Below are 19653 nucleotides of genomic sequence, written 5' to 3' on the forward strand. Positions count from 1 at the left end.
ATTTTATTGTTTCAACGACCTAGCAAATTCTATCATTCCGCGACTCGACATCGGTCCTTTGATCAGCACAATCGACTGATCATCGAATAAATGATCCAACCGATTTCCGATGTCGCCTACATCCTTGAACATTCTTATATTCGCGGTGCTTCCATCCCGCATTGCCTGTCTTGCAATTTCTTCCGCCTTTTTACCGATTGTGATCAGTGCATGGATGTTCCTCTCCGCGACCATGCTACCGATTTCCCGGTGGTATTTCTTTTCGAAATTCCCAAGCCTGTTTATATCCCCTAATATGAGAATGACCTTTTTCCCTTTGCCAATTGAATCAAGCACTTTCAATGCCGCTTCCACTGACGTTGGGTTGTTTGTCCACGTATCATCGATAATTGTGCTGCCATTTTTCCCCTTTGAAAACTCCAAATGCCTATCCATCGTTTCATACGTTGTCAGACGGGAAATCGCGATTTTTAAATCCATTCCTATTTCATGGACCGCAGCCAACGCCGCAAGCGCATTGCTTACTTGGTGCTCCCCGTACCCTGGAACAAAGGCGCTATATTCCTCGGGACCCACATGGAGGACGAAATCCATTCCGGTTTCTCCGTAAGTGATTCGGGAAGCTCTGAAATCTGATTTTGCATCCTTGCCAAAATAGACGATTTTGCCTTTGAAATTATGGATCTTCAACTTTTTACTGTTCTGATCATCCGCATTTAATAGTAAGGTGCCGCCATCCCTAATGCCTCCGATGATTTCTTCTTTCGCTTTAATATATCCTTCCATGTTTACACACCCGTCCAAATGATGGACGCCGATATTTGTAATGATTCCAATCGTCGGCTGATAAATCATGCATTGGTGTTTTATATTTCCGGAATTGCCGAGTCCATGTTCGAAGACTGCGGCTTCCGTATGTTCGTCGATTCCCATCAAATAAGGAAATGAGCGTCTCGGTTCGTTCTTGCTGCTGACCGATGCGTGCACATTCCAGATGGCAGAGAGCATATGTTTGATCATATCTTTCGTTGTCGTTTTGCCGCATGTTCCTGTTATCGTCACTACTGGTATTTGAAACTGATTCCGATAATAATTGATGAATTTCCAATAGCTCTGAACGAGGCTTGATACTTGCATAACTGTCGTATTCGGCAATACTTCTTTCACATTAATTGAGGACTTATCGGTAATGACAAGGGAAGGGCCTTTCTTATCGATGGCTACCCAGTTGATCGAATCCCCCCTTCTTGCAAAAAGAAGGGAATTCCGCCTCGTATGATCATGTCGTGTATAGTAGATGGCATCTTCCACTTTCCAGTTTACAGGTCCTGTGATGATTTTCCCTCCGATTACTTTCCTAATGTCATTGACGGCTATCGGCTTCATTGCAGTACCTCCCTTCCATTGTACTTCGATCAGCCACTCTTTTTATGTTTCCTTATATAGTAAGAAATCCTCTCGTGGATTTCATTGTTGCCAAACATGTAAAACATAGAGAGGGATGGGGCATAATTCCCTTCGATCACCCATACTTCCCCTTTGCCATCGATTCCAATGTCAAATCCAATAATCGAAATCTTACCGATATTTCTCCAAAGTCTCTTTGAAGCTTTTTTGCATACCTTTTCAATCCTTTTGGCACAATGTTCAAGTGAAGTTTCATTGCCCGATTCAGAAAGGGCGTTTTCCAATGTGAGCAATTTGCTAGCCCTGTTTGATACAAAGTAATCCTTCGCTGCGACTTTCACGACCTGCCCTGTCATAATCCAGCTTCCTTCATCAATTTGGGTGATGACTCGTACGTCAAACGGGTTCCCATCTAGTTCTGCAAGAGATATCCTTTGCTGAACAATATAATCTTTTTGTAAAAGATACTCCTCAAGTAAATAACGGAACAGCTGATCAAAGTCTTCTATGCACTTTCTGTTTCGCCTCTCATGCACCTCGAAATTCATTTCTCCGGTTGTTGCTATTTTTACGATCCCTCTTCCCTGTTGACCTACGCATGGCTTGATGATCACCTCTGGATAGGTATTCAAAAATGCAAGCAATGTTTGTTTAGTACATAAATCCGTAGCTGGCAAGAATGCTCGTAAAGATCTTTTTAGATGAAGTGAATGGTATTGGCTCCATTTGCTATTGCGTTCATGTAATATCGTATCAGCAATCCAAAACTTACCGGCTCTTTCTATCGCGACCTCGACGACGATTGTATGGCAGCCAGGAAAAGCGGCACCTAGCTTTTTCGCTACAAATGTTACTGAACTATTGAGTTTCCATATATGGAATAAATGAGCATCCGAAAACCTATTTTCATCTACAGTTGTGCTATGGACGATTTTCCATTTTACTTTAGGGGATTTTCTGTGAAGGGTAAAACGGCAATGGCTAAGTTTTGATGGATTTGTCGGTAAAGCTTGAATGACATAATACTTTCTAGTGCAAATATGCGTTGTCAAATAATCGTAGGCTTCTTCTATGCTTGAAAAACGTAAAACCTCAATCCCTGTTTTTAATTCAATTTCATTATCATTTACCGTAATATGAACTTGTTGCGGCCCCACTAACGGTTTGATCATAAGGAAATTGTATTTCTCGGAAAGATCGTAGAACGTCGCTTCTGATAATAGTTTCGTTTCCAACAGATACATTGATAAGCTGGAATCCGTTTCCAAAATCCTATGTTGGCCATAACGACCCCGAATGCCCTTCACAGACTACCCTCCTTCATTTGATTTATGTTAGATAGGAGAACCCCCGACAAGAAGCCGGGAGTTCACACATCGTTAATCTTCCTCGCAGCCGAGTGCAACGATCGAACCTTGTGCAACCGGTGCTGCACCGTTCTGATCGAAGAATCCGGTTATGACAAATGATTGTACAATGTCTACAGCTGCAGATGCGACTTGGTCCCTGAATACAGCTTCAAAAGGAAACTGTTGACCGTTGACAAGCCCAGTGCCCGTAACTGTCACTTCACAATTTTGACCTATTCTATTACACTCAACAGAAGTGATAGAATTTGCAACAAACATAAAACTGTTTACACCGCCCATTGTCTCCGTATCTGTAAATTGAAGGGACAATGTAGAAGCAGCTAAAGTCGTAACACATACGTTTGCCATGTAAGTCAAATCCCCTTCGACCGTTCCCATCTGTCCATTAAAACGGACGTTGTTATCTCTAGAAACTGCATTAACCAATACACCACACGGACATTCCATACCCATAATGATATCCCTCCTCTCTATTTGAACTACTTCTACTATATTGACAAAACAAAAGTGGCGGCTTGGTGTTTGTCCCAATTCGGGTAGTTAAAATATTTTCGTTTAAAATTTTCTACACAAAACTTAATTGAATGCCTATAAGTCAGTCGGCCTTTCTCAAGAGGGTTGCAAGCTTCTTTATCGATTCGCTCAACATGTCACCTTTAATAAGCACGATCGAGTCCTCTGTTGCAATTTTTTTCAGCAATTCATACGCAAGGATATGGTTATTGAATGAATGGACCTCTGTTCTGGAACTTCTTTGGGAAACGGTGTCCGCCATTATTTTTGCATGTTCTCCTATTGTGACAAGTACATCAATTTTACTTTGTGCGAGTATTTCTCCTGCCCGCTGATGGATTGCATATCCCCACGATCCGAGATCGGTTATCGTTCCGATGACAGCAATCTTTCTTTTACCTGGATGAATTGCCTGCAACACTCGCATTGCCGCATGCAAGGAAGTCGTTGTAATGCTCCATGTGTCATCGATAATCGTTGCGCCATTCAACCCTTCCAGTAGTTGCAATTGCTTGTTGAGCGGTTGAAAAGTCCTGAAATGGAATGCGACATCGGTAAGGTCCATGCCAATTTGATGAACCGCTGCAATAGCAGCGAGCGCGTTATAGACTTGGTGTTCCCCGAGACCCGGAATGAGTATTCTGTATTTCTTTTTCATATGTTCAACAGTCATAAACATTCCTTCAGATGAAAAATAGATATCATTTGCTTTAAAATCACATTTTGAGTGGATGCCGACTGTAACAATTGTTCCGGTAAAGCTTTTCAAATCCAGTTTTTTCGTGTTCTGGTCGTCCGCGTTTATGATGAGAACCCCATTTGGTTGAAGAGCGTTGCACATTTCCCCTTTCGCAGCGATATAGCCTTCCAATGACTTGCAGTAATTAAGGTGGTGTTCGCCGATGTTCGTAATGATACCGATTGTCGGTTTCAAATAGGCAGCTGCATTTGAAATATCTCCCGGCGCACCGACCGCTGTTTCGAACACTGCCACTTCCGTCGTGTCATCCATTCCGAGCAGATAGGACAAATGTGCGGTACGTGAATTATTTGTACTGTTCGTATGAGCTACTTTCCGATTGATCGATAACAGATGACGGATCATCTCCTTTGTCGTCGTTTTACCGGATGTACCCGTCACGGCGATTACTGGAATATTTATTGAATCCCGGTAGTGGTTTATAAAATTCCAATAAGCATCTTGAAGATTTTCTACTCTAATGATTGTCAAATCCTCAGTTCGTCTGCTCACATCCATTTCTCGATCTGTCACAATCGCTATCGGGAAGTAAGGCTTCAGTCGTTCCCATTGAATAATATTCCGTTTTAAAAATAGTATCGTATGAGAATGCCTCACTTGTTTCAGACGATAGGCACCATGATGTATGAGCAGATCATCTGTTCCATGCACCAATTTGCCGGAAATGATTTGCCGGATATATCCTGTCGTTAGAGGTTTCATTTGGTTCACTCCCTTCCCCCTTTCCTATCGTATGCCCCGTCCTTTTGAAGAGCCTGTACGAAAATCCTGTGTATAGGAAATTGCCGATAGTTGCTGATCTATATGATGTATAACCATGTCGATAAACGAATCCTTCATAACTTATATAGAGTTGTCTTATATGAAGGAGTTGGACTTGTTGAAAACAATCATCTTTATCGGAACAAATAAATCAGGTTCAAGTAGGGAAGCGATCAGAGCTGCAGAACGGCTCGGCTACTTCACGGTGTTATTCACAAACAATGAAAAACAAATTAAGCAAAGGAAAGAATATGTAGATGTCCACGAAATGATATTCGTCGACACGACTAATCTGGCAGCAATGAAAAAAGAAATCCGTTCATTGAAATCCAAGGGACATGATATTAAGACAATTGCCAGTTTTGTCGACTCAAATGTTGCCAACTCCTTGAAACTATGTGAGGATTTCTGTCCTAACGGCACATCTGCCAAAGCGGCAGAATTTATGGAAAACAAAGCAGGGACAAGAGCTTCATTAAACGGGCTTCCGTATTCACCCAAATTTTTAACCCTATCCCCAAAAATGAAGCTCGAACTGGCGTCGATAGGGACTTTGCCTGCTTTTCCCCTGATTGTAAAATCAGCGTCCTCCACAGGTTCAAAGGATGTTTTACAGGCAAATAATTTGGAACAGCTGAGGCGTCATATCCGGAAACTGAATGAAAAGGCTCCCGACGAGTCGATCATTATCGAGGAATTCATCGAAGGGGATCAATACTTGGTGGAAGCGGTTGTCCACGATAGGAAAATTCAAATCGCGGGTGTCATCCAACAGGAAATCACATTCGGCAAGCGATTCATTATCACCGGGTACGGAGTGCTTGCAATTGTTCCAAGACAGATGAATGACAGCATCATGGAAGTGCTGGAATCCATCGTCGAGAAATTCGACATCCAAAACGGGGCACTCCATGTCGAAATGCGTCTGACGGACAATGGCTGGCGGCTGATCGAAATCAATCCGAGGATTTCTGGCGGTGCGATGAACAATATGCTGAAGGCCGCCTTCGGCTTTGACTTGGTCGAAGAAACACTAAAATTATACTTAGGGGAAAGACCTTCCTTAATCCAAAAACATAAAAATTTCGTATTCACTCAGTATGTCATTATCGATAGTAAAGGGATTTTGGAAAAAGTGACAGGCAAGAATAGGGCGAGAAAATTGCCTGGTGTCGTGGAAGTCTATGTCAAGCCGAAAAAAGGGACGCAGCTAATGCCGCCACTGTCGATGGGACATCGGTACGCATATGTCATCGCCCAAGGCAGTACGTTGGGAATTGCAAAGTCGTTGGCCAAAAAGGCAGCGAAAGAAATCCAATTTCACTTGAAACAATAAATAAGAGGACTCCCGCATAATGGAGTCCTCTTATTTGTTCAACTATAGTTTTGATCAATGAACTTGACCGTTTCGAACATGTTTGTTTTGCTAGCTCCTTTAATAAGGATCGTATCGTCTTTACGAATCAGTGTTGACAGTAATGCATGCAGTTTCTCCCGATCCGTGAAATGGTGGATTTTATCCGCAGCCATTCCTTTTTTTAATGCTTGCGCGCCGATTTCCTCTGTACGAAAACCGTATGTGATCAACAGATCAATTCCCTGCTGTTGAACGTAGTCCCCGACTTTACGGTATTCATTTTCTCGCAATTCTCCAAGCTCCCTCATTTGTCCTATAACAACGATTTTACGGTGCTTTGCAAGATTTACAAGGACATCGATTGCTGCACGTACCCCTTCCGGATGCGAGTGGACAGTATCGTCAATGAGTGTAATATTGTCCTTGCAATTATAGATTGTCAATCGACGCGGCGGTTTTTTGAAGAGAAGCCCCGTCTTGATTTCCATCGGTGAGAACCCTAGCTGGTCGGCGATTGCAATTGCCGACAATGCGTTATACACATGATGCTCCCCAAAAATCGGAATGAACAGTTCAATTTCCTCATTTTGAAGCTTTATTTTAAAACTCATGCCCTGATCCGTGTACTGCACGTCGTAAGCACGATAATCCGCTGGTTTTTGAATGCCGATTGTAATTGTTTTCCCTTTGAAATTCTGTGTTTCTAAAAATCGGGAATTATCATTATCGCGATTGAGGCAAAGCACTCCATACTGATCCATCCCATGAATCAATTCTGACTTTGCTTTCGCAACCCCTCTCGGATCGCCGTTGAAGTTTCCGACATGGGCCAATCCGACATTCGTAACTATCGACATATTTGGCTTGATAATTCGGCAATGTTCAGTGATGACACCTGGATAAGCCATTCCATATTCAAGGACAACCGCCTGATGGGATGAATTAATCTCAGCTGCATGCTTTTTCGTATGTTCCGTCGTATTCCAATAGTCCTTCGACTCGAAGATATTCCATTTCTTTGATAGGATGGAAGAAAGAAAAGCTTTTGTTGTCGTTTTACCGGCGCTTCCTGTAATGGCGATGATTGGCGTTTCTTGCTTTTCTGCAGACCTTTTTCGCTTTGCTTCCTTAATTTTCAGTTGGATTGCATTTTGATTTTTCGCTACGTAAGTGGCATACTTGATCGTATTTTTAACAACATCCAATTCCAAGTAAAATGCCGGAGGACAGCCTGGGCGCCAGTTCACTTCATAGATCCATAGCTTCCGTTGTCCGTCCATTCCGACGTCAACTCCAATTTCATCAATCACTTCACCGAATTTCTCCATTTGCAGTTCATCCAAATGCTTGGCTAGCGACAATGAAAAGAACTCGAGTTTCTTCCGGATGTTGAATGCCTCATCCTTGAACTCTTGTTCCAAAAACGGATCTAAATAGTTCGTATAGCCTCCACTATTGATATTCGCTATAATGGATCCTTGCGGTGCGATCCGTGGGTAAATTGTCGTAATGACCCACTCGCCATCCCCATTTTTTTGAACGTGCAGTCTGAAATCGAAAACTTGCCCTGTCTTCGTTACTGATTGTATATATGGCTGGACGATGAAAGTCTCTTTCGATAGTTTCTGTTTAATAAAGGCATTTAATTGGGAGCTTCCATATATTCTGTTCGTCCCTTCCCCTTTCACTGAAAAACGTCCACCTTCTTGCACAATAAAAAAAATCCCTTTTCCTTTACGGCCGTCAATCGGTTTGAAGACCACTTTCTCAAATGCTGAAAGGAATTTGAAGAAATGATCCGCATTCTTTACGACTTCAGTAGGTATCAAATAACTCGCAAAATCTTTTGCTTCTTTCAATCGACGGTTCACACTCCATTTATTGCCGATTGAATATGTCGTAAAAGGGATATCTTTTTTCAACTTCTCGATTGTCTCCTTAGATTTTGCTAGCTTTTCTGGGCTACCAGCATTATAGATGACATTTGGAAAGGGCATGATTTTCGTCTTCCATTCCCCTTTTTCGTACACTTGTCCCTTGATTGTACGATTCAAAAAATTCACATCTCCAGGCGCAAAATAGAAAAACTTCGCCCCTTCAGCTTGCGCGACAGCCGCAAATACATAAGCTTTCATGACAGTGTCCGGATCTTTCCGATGATGCAACATTCCTATGATCGTCATGAACATTCTCCTTTACTCTTTTTGAGGTTCTCTCTAGTACATTCATTCGAACTTGGAGTAATAAGGACAAGAGTTTACAAGCAGGAGATTTAGTTTTCCTTCTCTATGTTTTCGACTCGATGATTGGCAATGGACGGCTGACAAGTTCGTGTGGAACTGGATTGATTGCTGAAAAGCTGCAAAGTTTTACGAGGATACGATGGGGAGTCTTCTTTAAAGCGTAAAGGTCTTGATCAGTAAGAGCCGGGTGCCCTTTCAAATTGACGGGCTGAAGCAAGGATAATTGCGCAAAGCAGCTTCCCTCATCTATTTTCTCCAATCTGAAATAAGGAGTGGAATATCCATTGATAATAGCGTTAAAAGGAGCGGAATGCTTTGCAGTTTGCAGCATGAAGGGGATTGTGTCCATTGAATCGGCCATTTGAATGAAACGCAATTCTTTTCCAAACTCCGCAAGCAATTGCTGCTCCTTCCATAATTCTTTCATCTCTTCGCATAGTCGACACATTTTCATTGCTTCCCCTCCCTTATTATTATGTTCCTTCACGTTACAACGGCTCGATGTAAAACTTTATCAATCTGGCGGCATTTTCCGCCCGTTCCTTTGCCTCTTCCGTTGACTCTCCGACAGCCATCACATATCCGTACCGATGCCCCATCGATAGTGGCGGCATCATTATCGTACCGATCGAAGGCTTCACGAAGACGTCCGCTACTCCTGGACAATTCGCAGCCTCTTCGACTCCTTCTATCTCCAATAAATAACCAGTGCTACTGATCGTAATATAAGAGGTATGGACGCACTGCTGTTTCTTTCTGATTAAGTCAGGCTCTTCACCGAGATAGAGCTTGATCGTCTCTTGGACGAGATTGATGCCGAAAGCCTCTTCAATCATTCGATTCATCGCTCCGCCGGAAATGCGAGGGTTCATTTCAATCAACTTCCACCCATTTGGGGAAAGGCGCATTTCGATATGGCAAGCACCGTTTTGAAGGCCCATTTCGTTTATGATTGAAGTGACGGTTTTCCATAAACTCCTGTAGATTTCTTCATCTATTTCCATGACCACATCATAGGCAGTTACAATGAACGTGTAATCTTGTGTGATTTCCTGCTGGATGACCGCCACGATAATCGGTATACCTTCTATGACAACGACTTCAATAACATATTGGGGGCCTTCTATGAATTCTTCTACGATAAATTGCTTTCCCGGCTTTCGTTTCGCCAGTTTCTGTACGTTGTTTTCAAATTCTATTTCATTTTCAATATAATAGATATCCTTGGATCCGTTCGAAACCGTTTTCTTCATAATGAAAGGAAATTTAATATTGGATGGTTTTAATGGCTCTATAGGAATTAATTCAAAGAGGCATGTTGCCCGATTGTTTTCCAATGTAAGACGAGTCGCCATTTTATCTTCCATGAGCTGTAATGCTTTAAAAGAAATGGAGGATCCGCAAAATTCATTGGAGAGTTCTGCCGCCATGGAGACATACGGATCGACAAAACTGATAATCACTTTAATGTCATAACCTGATTGTATTAATTGGACGATTTTTTCCCGGACAATTCCTTTTTCCAAAGAGTCCATAAGGATAATTTGAGCAGTACCCGGCCGCCTTCGCAAAATTTCTTTTCGATTCGTCATTAAAATGGCAGCATAGCCTAACCGGCTAGCAGCCGCTAATGCTTCAATGCTCGATCCTGTCGTAGATGATCCGATAAACACAATTGCCCTCATTTCTCCATCCTTTCATGAAGACAATCCTCTTCTTTCATTTGTATGCGAATGGACCATCTTGCTTTAGGCAAATAAAATAAGCATGAAGGGTTATCCCTCATGCTTACTCAATAAGTTGAATCGATTCACTTGTTCTATTAATCCGGCGTCCAGCAATACTCGTAACTCTGTCTTACCGAAAAGGTCGAAATGAGGGTAATCTTCACGGTGGTCGATCCATTCAGGTTTTAACCCGTATCTTTTTCCCCATTCGATTAACTTAGCAAGATCTGCACAACCCGCCTTCGTGACGGTTTTACAGTCCGGAAAACGATCATCGAGCCAGTAGTGTGTAAGAAAAGCGATTTCCCCGGCACGGACAGCTTCTTTCCACGCTTTCAATTCCGAACGATTGATGCCGAAAGCCATCAGTCAGCCACCCGGCAAATTTCTAAGTACTTCGCGTCCCATTCTGGATCGATTTTCCGTAATGAAACCGGTCTAAAGCTGTCTCTTTTCACTAAAATATGTTCAGAAGTAGCGGTTGCCGCAACCGTCCCGTCTTCATGTAGGATTTCGTAGCCGTACACTGTCCGAAGTTTCCCATGGGACTCGACCCATGTCCGTACAGTCGCTATCTGTCCGTATCTCATGGCCGCCTTATATTGAATCGACAGGTCAATAACAGGGGAAAGATATCCTTCCGCCTCGAGACCAGCGTATGTAAAGCCGAGATCCTGAATTAGGCTCGTTCTGCCAATTTCCATCCATACTAAGTAATTGGCATGATAGACGACACCCATTTGGTCCGTCTCCGCATACCGGATTTCCACTTCTTTTTCACTGACAAACACTAATATCACCTCTGTTGTCCATTATACAAAAGAGGGAGGAATATTGCTGTTTGTGTAACTTGTTATGGATAGTTTTAATAATGTTGATTCATTTTCAGTGCCTGTTTAGTTATTTCGTTATATACAGTGGTCTTATATCCTTTACTTGAGCTTTTCCGGGATTTGAACCTGTAATGGTTCCCTTTATAATTGCTTCAATTTTATCGCCAATCTTGAACTCATCGGTTTGAACGCCTTCCAAGCTGATGAAGTTAAAAGCGTATGAATCAAGGCCGGTATGTTGTATTTCATCTTTGAGCCATTCGTACTGCAAGATATTCAAATCTTCTCCAATTAACAACGTGTCATCTTTCTCTTGAAGTATATACCCTTGGATGACAGTTTCGGGATTTTCAGTTTGCTCCATTTCAGATTGCACAATTATATATTCAGCGATGTCGGTAAATTTCAAACCGTCTGGACCTTGATCGCAGCTAGACCAATGGTATTCACGATTCCCGCCGTTAATATATACTTTTAGATAATAGTCCTTGGACTCTGCTGACTGACATGTATTCTTTAAATCAAGATCACCTAAATAATTTGCAACGACTAACCGTTTAAAGATTTCTTGTTTCACTTGTGTGGATAGTTGAAAATCTCTAATTGCCCTTGTTTCTTTTGAGTTAATGACTTTTGTAACTTCTTTTGTTTTCGTATTCACTTCATTTTCCAGTTGATCTCCAAACTTTAATTCTAATTCGAAGAGATCTTGTCGCCCCAAATTATATTCTACAACCAAAATCTCTATCATACCGAAAAAGCCGTCTGAGCATCCTGTGGCGATATAGCTAGTATTCGTGGGATTGACTTCCTCCAACAAATCGCTGCATGTAACAGTCGTTATTTCACCACTTCCGAAGTTGTCACGTGTTGAATCATAGGTCACTTTTACAGTATCTTCTTTATAATTCAGGTCTGTAACGATTGGATCCCCTTCAATTGTGTAGTGGACAATTCGTAATTCAGATGAAATGCCATTCTGCAAATTACTATAGAAGTTCTTCATTTTCTCCAACCCATCAATGCTACCGTGTGTATTTACGACATCCACATTGTCAACACTTTGCACAGTCGGTTTGTCACTATCTATACTTGTTGTGTGGGATTCTTCGTTATCATTCCGATTTTTTTCTTCCCCAGTTGTATTACAGGCAGTTAAGATGAAAAGAAATGTCAGTAGCAAAATTGTGCAGCCCATTTTCTTCCTCATGTTTTCACGTCCAATCTAAGCATTCCTAGATTACGGTTTGGATTCTGCAAAATCATCAATGATTTCTGCAACCTCAATTTCCCCATTAACCAAAAGCTCAGGAAGCTCATTTTTCACATTACCCTTCCAATACTCTTTCGCTTGAGCAATTTTTTGAGCGAAAGGGATTCCATCTTCTTTTGGCAGAAGGTTGGCATCTCCTTCAAAGCAATTTCCTTTCACTCGCAATTTAACAATCTGTAAAACCTTTCGATTATAGGAGTCAAACAATTGTTTCCACTTTAATGCATCTTCATATGTTTTTGCTGCGTATAAGCACGATAATCTGGAAGGATGATCAGGATACTCCTGTAATCTGACCATTTCAGTTATTACTTCTCGAATGGCTCTGATTGTTTGACCCATATACTTGCTAACTACTTCGGTATCTTCTTTATTCAAATTTAAGCCATTATTCGTATAATGGTCTTGAATAATCTGTAAAGAGTCATCTCCTTTAGAATTCACTAGTTCTTTTACAAAAAAGAAGCGATACAATGTGTTTTGTTGATCATCGTCAAAATTGATTATCTGTCCAAGTGTCATTTTCTTATTGGTGACGATATGGTATGCGAACAGTTCATTATCTCTCATCTTTCGCCCCTGACTGCCACGATACAGTAACACCATCAATATTCTTTAACTTACTTCTTACCAATGACTCGAATTCTTCCTCTTCCTCAAAAATTCGCGTCGTGTCGATAATACTCATAACAAAGCCCCCCGCATTTCTATATTTTCTTAATTATAACTCTATTACTTTTGAAAAGAAATAAAGAAAGGACTAAGCGGTTTGTTCGCTTAGCCCTTGTTCACTTCAACTACTTTGCAGCAGAGTACGGTCATTTAAGTTCATCCAACAATTCCTCCACCTTCACTTGACCAAGATCTCCCTCTTTCCGCTTCCGAACGGAAACCATTTGCTGCTCGACTTCCTGGTCACCGACGATCATCATGTAAGGAACTTTCTGCTTCTCCGACTCCCGTATCTTCAACCCCATTTTCTCAGCACGGTCATCCACTTTTACGCGGAACCCTTTTGCAGCAAGTTTCCTTTTCACCTCATTCGCATAGGAAACATGCTTATTGGAAATAGGAATGATTCTTACTTGTTCCGGGGCGAGCCATAAGGGGAATTCTCCCGCGTAATGCTCAACAAGGATGGCAAGGAATCTCTCGACGGAACCGTAAATGGCGCGATGGATGATAATCGGGTATTCGGATTCATTTTGTTCATTAATATACCGACAATTGAACTTTTCGGGCATTTGGAAATCCAGTTGAACTGTTCCGCACTGCCAGCTTCGCCCTAACGAATCCAATATGTGAAAGTCGATTTTCGGCCCGTAGAACGCTCCATCCCCTTCGTTTATCCGATAGGCCATACCTCTTTGTTTCAACACCTCTTCCAATGACTGTTCCGCTTCATTCCATAAATCGACGGACCCCATATAATTTTCTGGCCTTGTCGATAATTCGACTTCATAGCTGAAACCGAACTCCGAATAGATGTCGTCAATCAAATCCAACACTCGATCAATTTCCCCTTCAATTTGGTCTTTCCGGACGAATAGATGCGCATCATCTTGTGTAAATGCACGAACACGTAATAGTCCATTCAATGATCCAGATAATTCATGACGATGTACTAATCCCAATTCAGCGTAGCGGATCGGCAATTCCCGGTAACTTCTCCGTTTATGATTAAATATAAGCATAGCACCTGGGCAATTCATCGGTTTCAAAGCATATTGCTGTTCATCCACGTCCGAGAAATACATGTTTTCATGGTAGTGATCCCAATGGCCGGATTGTTCCCACAGCTCCTGCTTCATCATGATCGGAGTCTTAATCTCCTCATACCCCGTCTCCTGATGCTTCCGTTTCCAAAACTGCTCTATCTCATTACGAACAATCATCCCTTTCGGCAAATAGGATGGCATGCCTGGCGCATCCTCTGACGACATGAACAATTCAAGCTCCTGGCCTAATTTTCGATGATTCCTTTTTTCAATATCCATTTGTCCTGACATTTCAATTCCTCCTATGTTGTTTAAAAATAAAAAACCGCACTCCTCCCTAGTAAAGGGACGAATGCGGTCGTGGTGCCACCCTGATTCCGGCATGGTTACATCATGCGCGCTCAAACGATATAACGGTCTCCCGATCGTAGTTTTCTGCAATAGCAGTCCTCTACGATAGCTCAAAGGCGGTAAATCATTTCTTCCGCTACAGGACTTCCAGCCATGGTCCTGTTCTCTGGCAAAGCTTCCGAAATGATTCATGTCCTTCTCAATGCTTTTGTATGAAAATAAAAAAGCCGCATTCCTCCCTAGTAAAGGGACGAATGCGGTCGTGGTGCCACCCTGATTTCGCCATGTTTAAATATGGCGCTCAATCGATAACGGTCTCCCGATCATAGTTTTCCGCTAGCCGCAGTCCTCTATGATAGCTCAAAGGTGGTTAATCATCTTTTCCGCTACAGGACTTTCAGCCGGGGTCCTGTTCTCTGGTAAAGCATTCGAAATGATTCATGTCCTTCTCAACGCTTGTTAATTGATAATTAATTTTATTGTATTATATGCGACCATTCCGTCTATGTCAATGGGGAATAATCCGATATCGTTTGTCGGTTAATAATACCGAAGATTTCTTCCACTTTCAGCGATTGCATGCGCTAGCCGAATCGTTGACACCGCCAACTCTGCATACGTCACTTCACGCTTAGGATTGAACGCGTTTTGCTCCTCTTTTACCAAGCCTAGTGAATTTGCCAACGCTACATAACCTGCATTCGCAGATTGTACCTTGTCGGCGTCAGTAAAGCCTAATTTAAAGATGCTGCTATCTTTCGCAGCCTGCTCCAGACCTAAAACGCGGATCATCCAAACCGAAAGTTCTTCTCTTGTGATCGGCGAATCGACATCGAAGTTATTTCCTTCCGCTTTGATGATCCCCAATTCAACCGCACGCTCAATTTGCTGATATAACGGATGTTTCGAATCGATATTGTCGAACGATTGGTTCATGTTTTCCTGTCCGAAGTAGTAACCGCCACGATAGAAATAGGTGAGCGAGTTCATAACCGCTTTCAATGCTTCCCCTTTTGAAATGGCAGCATCGGGGTTAAAACTCTTTCCGTCTTTCACATCCAACACTTTGGCGTTAATGAGATAATTGAGCTCCTCTTCCGCCCAAGGATGTGAAACGGTGACTGAATTTCTGCCGCTAAACAAGTTATTCCATTCTCCTGTATGAGCATCCACATAACCATACGGTTCCTCGTTAAATACAGGCAAATAGACGAGATCATAATGATTTTCCTTACCACTTTTCGCATGCTTCATATATGTGAGCTTAAGGCTAAGCGCCTCTTCGATTAATGCTTTTGCCTCTTGTTCGGAAATTACGTCATCGCTCGATGGCCAGCTTTCCATCTCTTGATAATCAACATTCAGACCGTTTAAAGAACCGTCAGCCGCTATCGATACATAAATCTGATCTCCATTGACGATAATCCCGTTTACGACTCTTGGGAATGTGAAATGATACGAACCTACTCGTTCGTCAACATAAGGTTCTCCTACAGGCATTGCATAGTTATGCAAATAGGAAGGGACCCATTCCTTTAGTAACTTCACAGCTTGGTTAAGTGCCTCCTGTTGGGAAAGGCCATCCTCGTTTTTAGAATCCTCTCCGAAGTCCGATAGCAGGTGATCCTTCATATTGTGGTAGTTGACAATTTCGCCTGTATATTTATTGATTTCTAAACTTGATCCACTTCCTCCATTTCTATACTGATACATATATTGGACTGAAATAACTGGCATTCCATTGTAGTTTTCTCTTTCCTGAACTGACTCGATCGTTAATTTTATTTTATCAGAATCAATCGCAAGTAATTGTTCGGCGATCTTCTTCGCTTCTTCTACTGTGATTCCGTCCTGTTTTGCCGGGAGTGGATTTGCTGCAATCTTTTCAATTTTTGTCTTACCTGGAAATTCTGACGTGTAACCATTTGCAGTCATCCACTTCCCTGTTGCCGCTTCAACGCCTTGCAATGTTGCAGACGGTCGGTAGACAAGCTCTACAGTGCGGTCGCTCGTTTGGTAATCGTAGTTAATTTGATAATTCAATTCTACAGAAAGATTTTCTTTTACTTTCTTTACTAACTCATTCTTGTCTTTTACTTGTGTAATATCGTCAAAGGTGGATGATGTAGCTTGTGGAGACATCTTTTGAAAACCAACGATTTCACCATTCCCTAGAACAGATACATCCAATCTTTGGTCAGCAATCGAGACCTGATTTTTTGTACGAGCAAAAGTAAATGTGTAACGAATCGGCTCTGTTAAGATCTGTTGTGGATAATAGTTGAAAGTGTTCATTTCTAATTGATAGTCTTTTTCGTCAAGAAACTTCTTCATAAAATCTTCTGCTACTTTTTTTGCTTCTTCTTTTGAGACTTTTGGAGGGAACAGAGCATCCTTCACATTAGAAGGTTGATAGGAAAAATACTCAATTTCCGGTTCCTCTCCAACAAAACCTACATTCCCGTATACCTGCTTCCCATTAATGGTCTTTGTAAAAAATAGATCATGCCGTATCGTGTCATCTTCCGGATAAATATGCGAACTTCTCACTTGGAAATCATTATTTGTTAAAAAGTCAAACTGACTCGGGAACATTTCCCGAAACTTCTTGATCAAATCTTCTTTCGTGACGATAATATCAGTGGCAGCGACTTGGATTCGTACTTTTTCAGGTTGTCCATTTACTGCAGATGAAGCATCTGCTAGCGATGAAAACATGCCAAGAGACAAAACAGATGAGGTTAAAATCATACCTACTTTTTTAAATCTCGCCATCATAATCCCCCTAAGTTTGTGTAATGTTGGAATCTTTTTTATTTAGCCCTCCACTTCCTATATTTTGCAATTCATATTCTTTAAAATTACAAAATATATAAATTATTAATAATTATGTATATTGTATCTGTTAAATCCTGTTATGTAAAGTCAAATTATGTATTTTATGAAGGCGTAAAAAACCGCATTCCTCCCAATATAGGGAAGAATGCGGTCCTACCGACACTCAATTTCAGATTACCTATTGACTAATACCGCAACCCTCTTCCATTTTCAGCAATTGCATGAGCAAGTCGAATCGTTGACACTGCCAATTCTGCATAGGACACTTCACGATTAGGGTTGAACCTGTTTTGCTCTTCCTTTAATAAACCTAACGAGTTTGCTATAGCTACATAACCTGTATTTTTGGATTGAACCTTATCTGCGTCTGCAAAACCAAGCTTGAAAATATTGCTATCCTTTGCTGCCTGCTCTAGCCCCAACACCCGGATCATCCAAACCGATAGTTCTTCCCTTGTGACTGGTGCATCGACATCGAAGTTCTTTCCATCCGCATTAATGATACCTGCTTCAACCGCACGTTCAATCTCCTGATATAACGGGTGTTTTGGATCTATATTATCAAATGTTTGGTTCAATTCTTCCTGGCCGAAGTAATATCCGCCATAATAGAAATAGGTGAGTGAGTTCATGAGCACTTTCAATGCTTCCCCTTTTGAAATGGCAGCATCACCGTTAAAGCTTTTAGTATCCTTCACATCCAACACTTTGGCGTTAATGAGATAATTGAGCTCTTCTTCTGCCCAAGCATGTGATACGGTTATTGAATCTTTTCCATTAAACGGGTTATTCCATTCCCCTGTATCGGCATTCAAATAACTAAATGGGTCATCGTTGAATACTGGTACATAGACGAGGTCATAATGATTTTCTTTTTCACTTTTCGCATGTTTCATATACGTAAGCCTCAGGTTAAGCGCCTCTTCCAAAATCTTTTTAGCCTCTTGCTCGGAAATAACACCGTCGCTCGATGGCCAGTTTTCGATTTCTTGATAATTGACACTCAAGCTGTTTAAAGAACCGTCAGCCGCTATCCCGACATGAATTTGATCGCCATTGACGACAATTCCATTTACAACTCTAGGGAAGGAAAACTGATACGTACCCAATACTTCGTCAAAATAAGGTTCTTCTATCGGCATCGCATAGTTATGAAGATAGGAAGGGACCCATTGTTTCAAATGCTTAACAGCTTGGCTGAGTGCCTCTTGTTTGGAAAGGCTTTTCTCTTTTTTAGGATTCTCTCCAATTTCCTTCATCAGGTGATCTTTCATATTATAGTAGTGAATAATTTCACCTGTATTTTTATTGAGTTCTAAACTTCCTCCTGATCCGCCATTTGCATACTGATACATGTATTGTACGTAAATGACTGGAACCCCATTATAGTTCTCCATTTCATGAATTGACTCGATCCTTAATGTAACTTTTTCAGAATCGACAGCAAGAAATTGTTCGGCAATCTTTTTCGCTTCTTCTACAGTAATTCCATCCTGCTTTGCAGGAATCGGATTTGCTGTGATCTTTTCAATTTTCGTCTTGCTCGGAAGGTCTGCTGAGTAGCCGTTTGCAGTCATCCACTTCCCTGTTGCCGCTTCAATTCCTTGCAATTTTGCCGTTGGCCGATATACGAGCTGTACGTTGCGGTCGCTTGTTCGGTAATCGTAGTTGATTTGATAATTCAATTCTACAGACAGATTATCTTTTACTTTCTTCACCATTTCATTCTTTTCTTTAATTTTTGTGGCATCATCAAAGGTCGATGATTTGGAACGTGAGGACATCTTATAAAAACTTACGACTTCACCGTTGCCTAAAACGGATACTTCCATTCTTTGATCGGCGATGGAAATTTTGTTTTCCGTACGTGTGTATGAAAATGAGTAGCGCACCGGCTCTGTTAAAATCTGTTGCGGATAATAGTTGAACGTATCCGTTTCTAACTGATACTCTTTTCCGTCAAGAAATTTTTTCATGAAATCTTCTGCTATTTTTTTTGCTTCCTCTTTTGATACCTTTGCCGGGAATAAAGCATCCGTGACGTTAGGAGGCTGATAGGAAAAGTACTCAATGTCCAATTCCTCGCCGACAAACCCTATATTCCCATATACCCGCTTGCCATTAATGGTTTTGGTAAAATATAAATCATGCCGCACCGTTTCGTCCTCAGGGAAAATATGCGCACTGCTCATTTGAAAATCACTGTTCGTCAAGAAATCAAATTGATTGGGGAACATCTTCCGAAACTTATTGATCAATTGATCTTTCGTGATGGCAGTATCAGTGGAAGCGACTTGGATTCGTACTTTTTCTGGTTGTCCATTCTCTGAAGTTGAAGCATTGACCATTGATGAAAACATGCCAAAAGACAATACAGAAGAGGTGACAATCAAACCTAGTTTTTTGATTTTCGCCAAAATAATCCTCCTAAAATTCATATATTTGTACGTTTGTAAGCAATCTTTAGATTATATGATTGTCCGTCGAAGAATAGAACGAGA

Annotated in this window: 16 protein-coding genes; 1 reads left to right on the top strand and 15 read right to left on the bottom strand. The window is 41.4% G+C overall.

The features are described from left to right. Positions 1-3: 3 nt before the first annotated feature. The 4 genes from murF to NIT04_RS09420 form a co-directional block, all read right to left on the bottom strand. A complete protein-coding gene (murF, locus tag NIT04_RS09405) occupies positions 4-1386 on the bottom strand; it encodes a UDP-N-acetylmuramoyl-tripeptide--D-alanyl-D-alanine ligase (RefSeq protein WP_252503362.1) in 1383 nt (460 codons plus the stop codon). A gap of 29 nt (positions 1387-1415) precedes the next feature. Further along, entirely contained in the window at positions 1416-2714 is a 1299-nt protein-coding gene (locus NIT04_RS09410) for a YheC/YheD family protein (RefSeq protein WP_252503363.1), read from the bottom strand. Positions 2715-2786: 72 nt separating this feature from the next. Then, positions 2787-3230, bottom strand: coding sequence for a hypothetical protein (locus NIT04_RS09415; RefSeq protein ID WP_252503364.1), 444 nt, complete (start codon positions 3228-3230; stop codon positions 2787-2789). A 142-nt stretch (positions 3231-3372) separates the two neighbouring features. After that, entirely contained in the window at positions 3373-4752 is a 1380-nt protein-coding gene (locus NIT04_RS09420) for a UDP-N-acetylmuramoyl-tripeptide--D-alanyl-D-alanine ligase (protein WP_252505061.1), read from the bottom strand. A gap of 178 nt (positions 4753-4930) precedes the next feature. Here NIT04_RS09420 and NIT04_RS09425 point away from each other — a divergent pair, with 178 nt between their 5' ends. Further along, complete coding sequence (locus tag NIT04_RS09425; protein WP_252503365.1) at positions 4931-6148, top strand: ATP-grasp domain-containing protein; 1218 nt, start codon at positions 4931-4933, stop codon at positions 6146-6148. A gap of 38 nt (positions 6149-6186) precedes the next feature. Here NIT04_RS09425 and NIT04_RS09430 read toward each other — a convergent pair whose 3' ends face one another. The 11 genes from NIT04_RS09430 to NIT04_RS09475 all read right to left on the bottom strand — a co-directional run bounded on the left by NIT04_RS09430 (position 6187) and on the right by NIT04_RS09475 (position 19569). Beyond that, complete coding sequence (locus tag NIT04_RS09430) at positions 6187-8352, bottom strand: YheC/YheD family protein (protein WP_252503366.1); 2166 nt, start codon at positions 8350-8352, stop codon at positions 6187-6189. Positions 8353-8455: 103 nt separating this feature from the next. Next, entirely contained in the window at positions 8456-8866 is a 411-nt protein-coding gene (locus NIT04_RS09435; protein WP_252503367.1) for a CotY/CotZ family spore coat protein, read from the bottom strand. 34 nt (positions 8867-8900) lie between these two features. Beyond that, a complete protein-coding gene (locus NIT04_RS09440; protein ID WP_252503369.1) occupies positions 8901-10097 on the bottom strand; it encodes an ATP-grasp domain-containing protein in 1197 nt (398 codons plus the stop codon). A gap of 90 nt (positions 10098-10187) precedes the next feature. After that, positions 10188-10505: a hypothetical protein gene (locus NIT04_RS09445; RefSeq protein WP_252503370.1), complete on the bottom strand. Its 318-nt coding sequence runs from the start codon at positions 10503-10505 to the stop codon at positions 10188-10190. After that, complete coding sequence (locus NIT04_RS09450) at positions 10505-10930, bottom strand: thioesterase family protein (protein WP_252503371.1); 426 nt, start codon at positions 10928-10930, stop codon at positions 10505-10507. The genes NIT04_RS09445 and NIT04_RS09450 overlap by 1 nt, the downstream gene beginning before the upstream one ends. Before the next feature lie 109 nt (positions 10931-11039). Beyond that, complete coding sequence (locus NIT04_RS09455) at positions 11040-12182, bottom strand: DUF4362 domain-containing protein (protein WP_252503372.1); 1143 nt, start codon at positions 12180-12182, stop codon at positions 11040-11042. Positions 12183-12212: 30 nt separating this feature from the next. Continuing rightward, positions 12213-12815: a DUF2441 domain-containing protein gene (locus NIT04_RS09460; protein ID WP_252503373.1), complete on the bottom strand. Its 603-nt coding sequence runs from the start codon at positions 12813-12815 to the stop codon at positions 12213-12215. Then, a complete protein-coding gene (locus NIT04_RS19075) occupies positions 12805-12933 on the bottom strand; it encodes a hypothetical protein (protein WP_256470597.1) in 129 nt (42 codons plus the stop codon). The genes NIT04_RS09460 and NIT04_RS19075 overlap by 11 nt, the downstream gene beginning before the upstream one ends. A gap of 130 nt (positions 12934-13063) precedes the next feature. Next, positions 13064-14254: a threonine--tRNA ligase gene (gene thrS, locus NIT04_RS09465; RefSeq protein WP_252503374.1), complete on the bottom strand. Its 1191-nt coding sequence runs from the start codon at positions 14252-14254 to the stop codon at positions 13064-13066. Between the two features lie 600 nt (positions 14255-14854). Further along, positions 14855-17089, bottom strand: coding sequence for an S-layer homology domain-containing protein (locus tag NIT04_RS09470; protein ID WP_252503375.1), 2235 nt, complete (start codon positions 17087-17089; stop codon positions 14855-14857). Positions 17090-17337: 248 nt separating this feature from the next. Next, complete coding sequence (locus NIT04_RS09475; RefSeq protein ID WP_252503376.1) at positions 17338-19569, bottom strand: S-layer homology domain-containing protein; 2232 nt, start codon at positions 19567-19569, stop codon at positions 17338-17340. Between the last annotated feature and the right edge of the window lie 84 nt (positions 19570-19653).

It is taken from the genome of Sporosarcina sp. Marseille-Q4943 (assembly GCF_943736995.1).
Lineage (GTDB): Bacteria > Bacillota > Bacilli > Bacillales_A > Planococcaceae > Sporosarcina.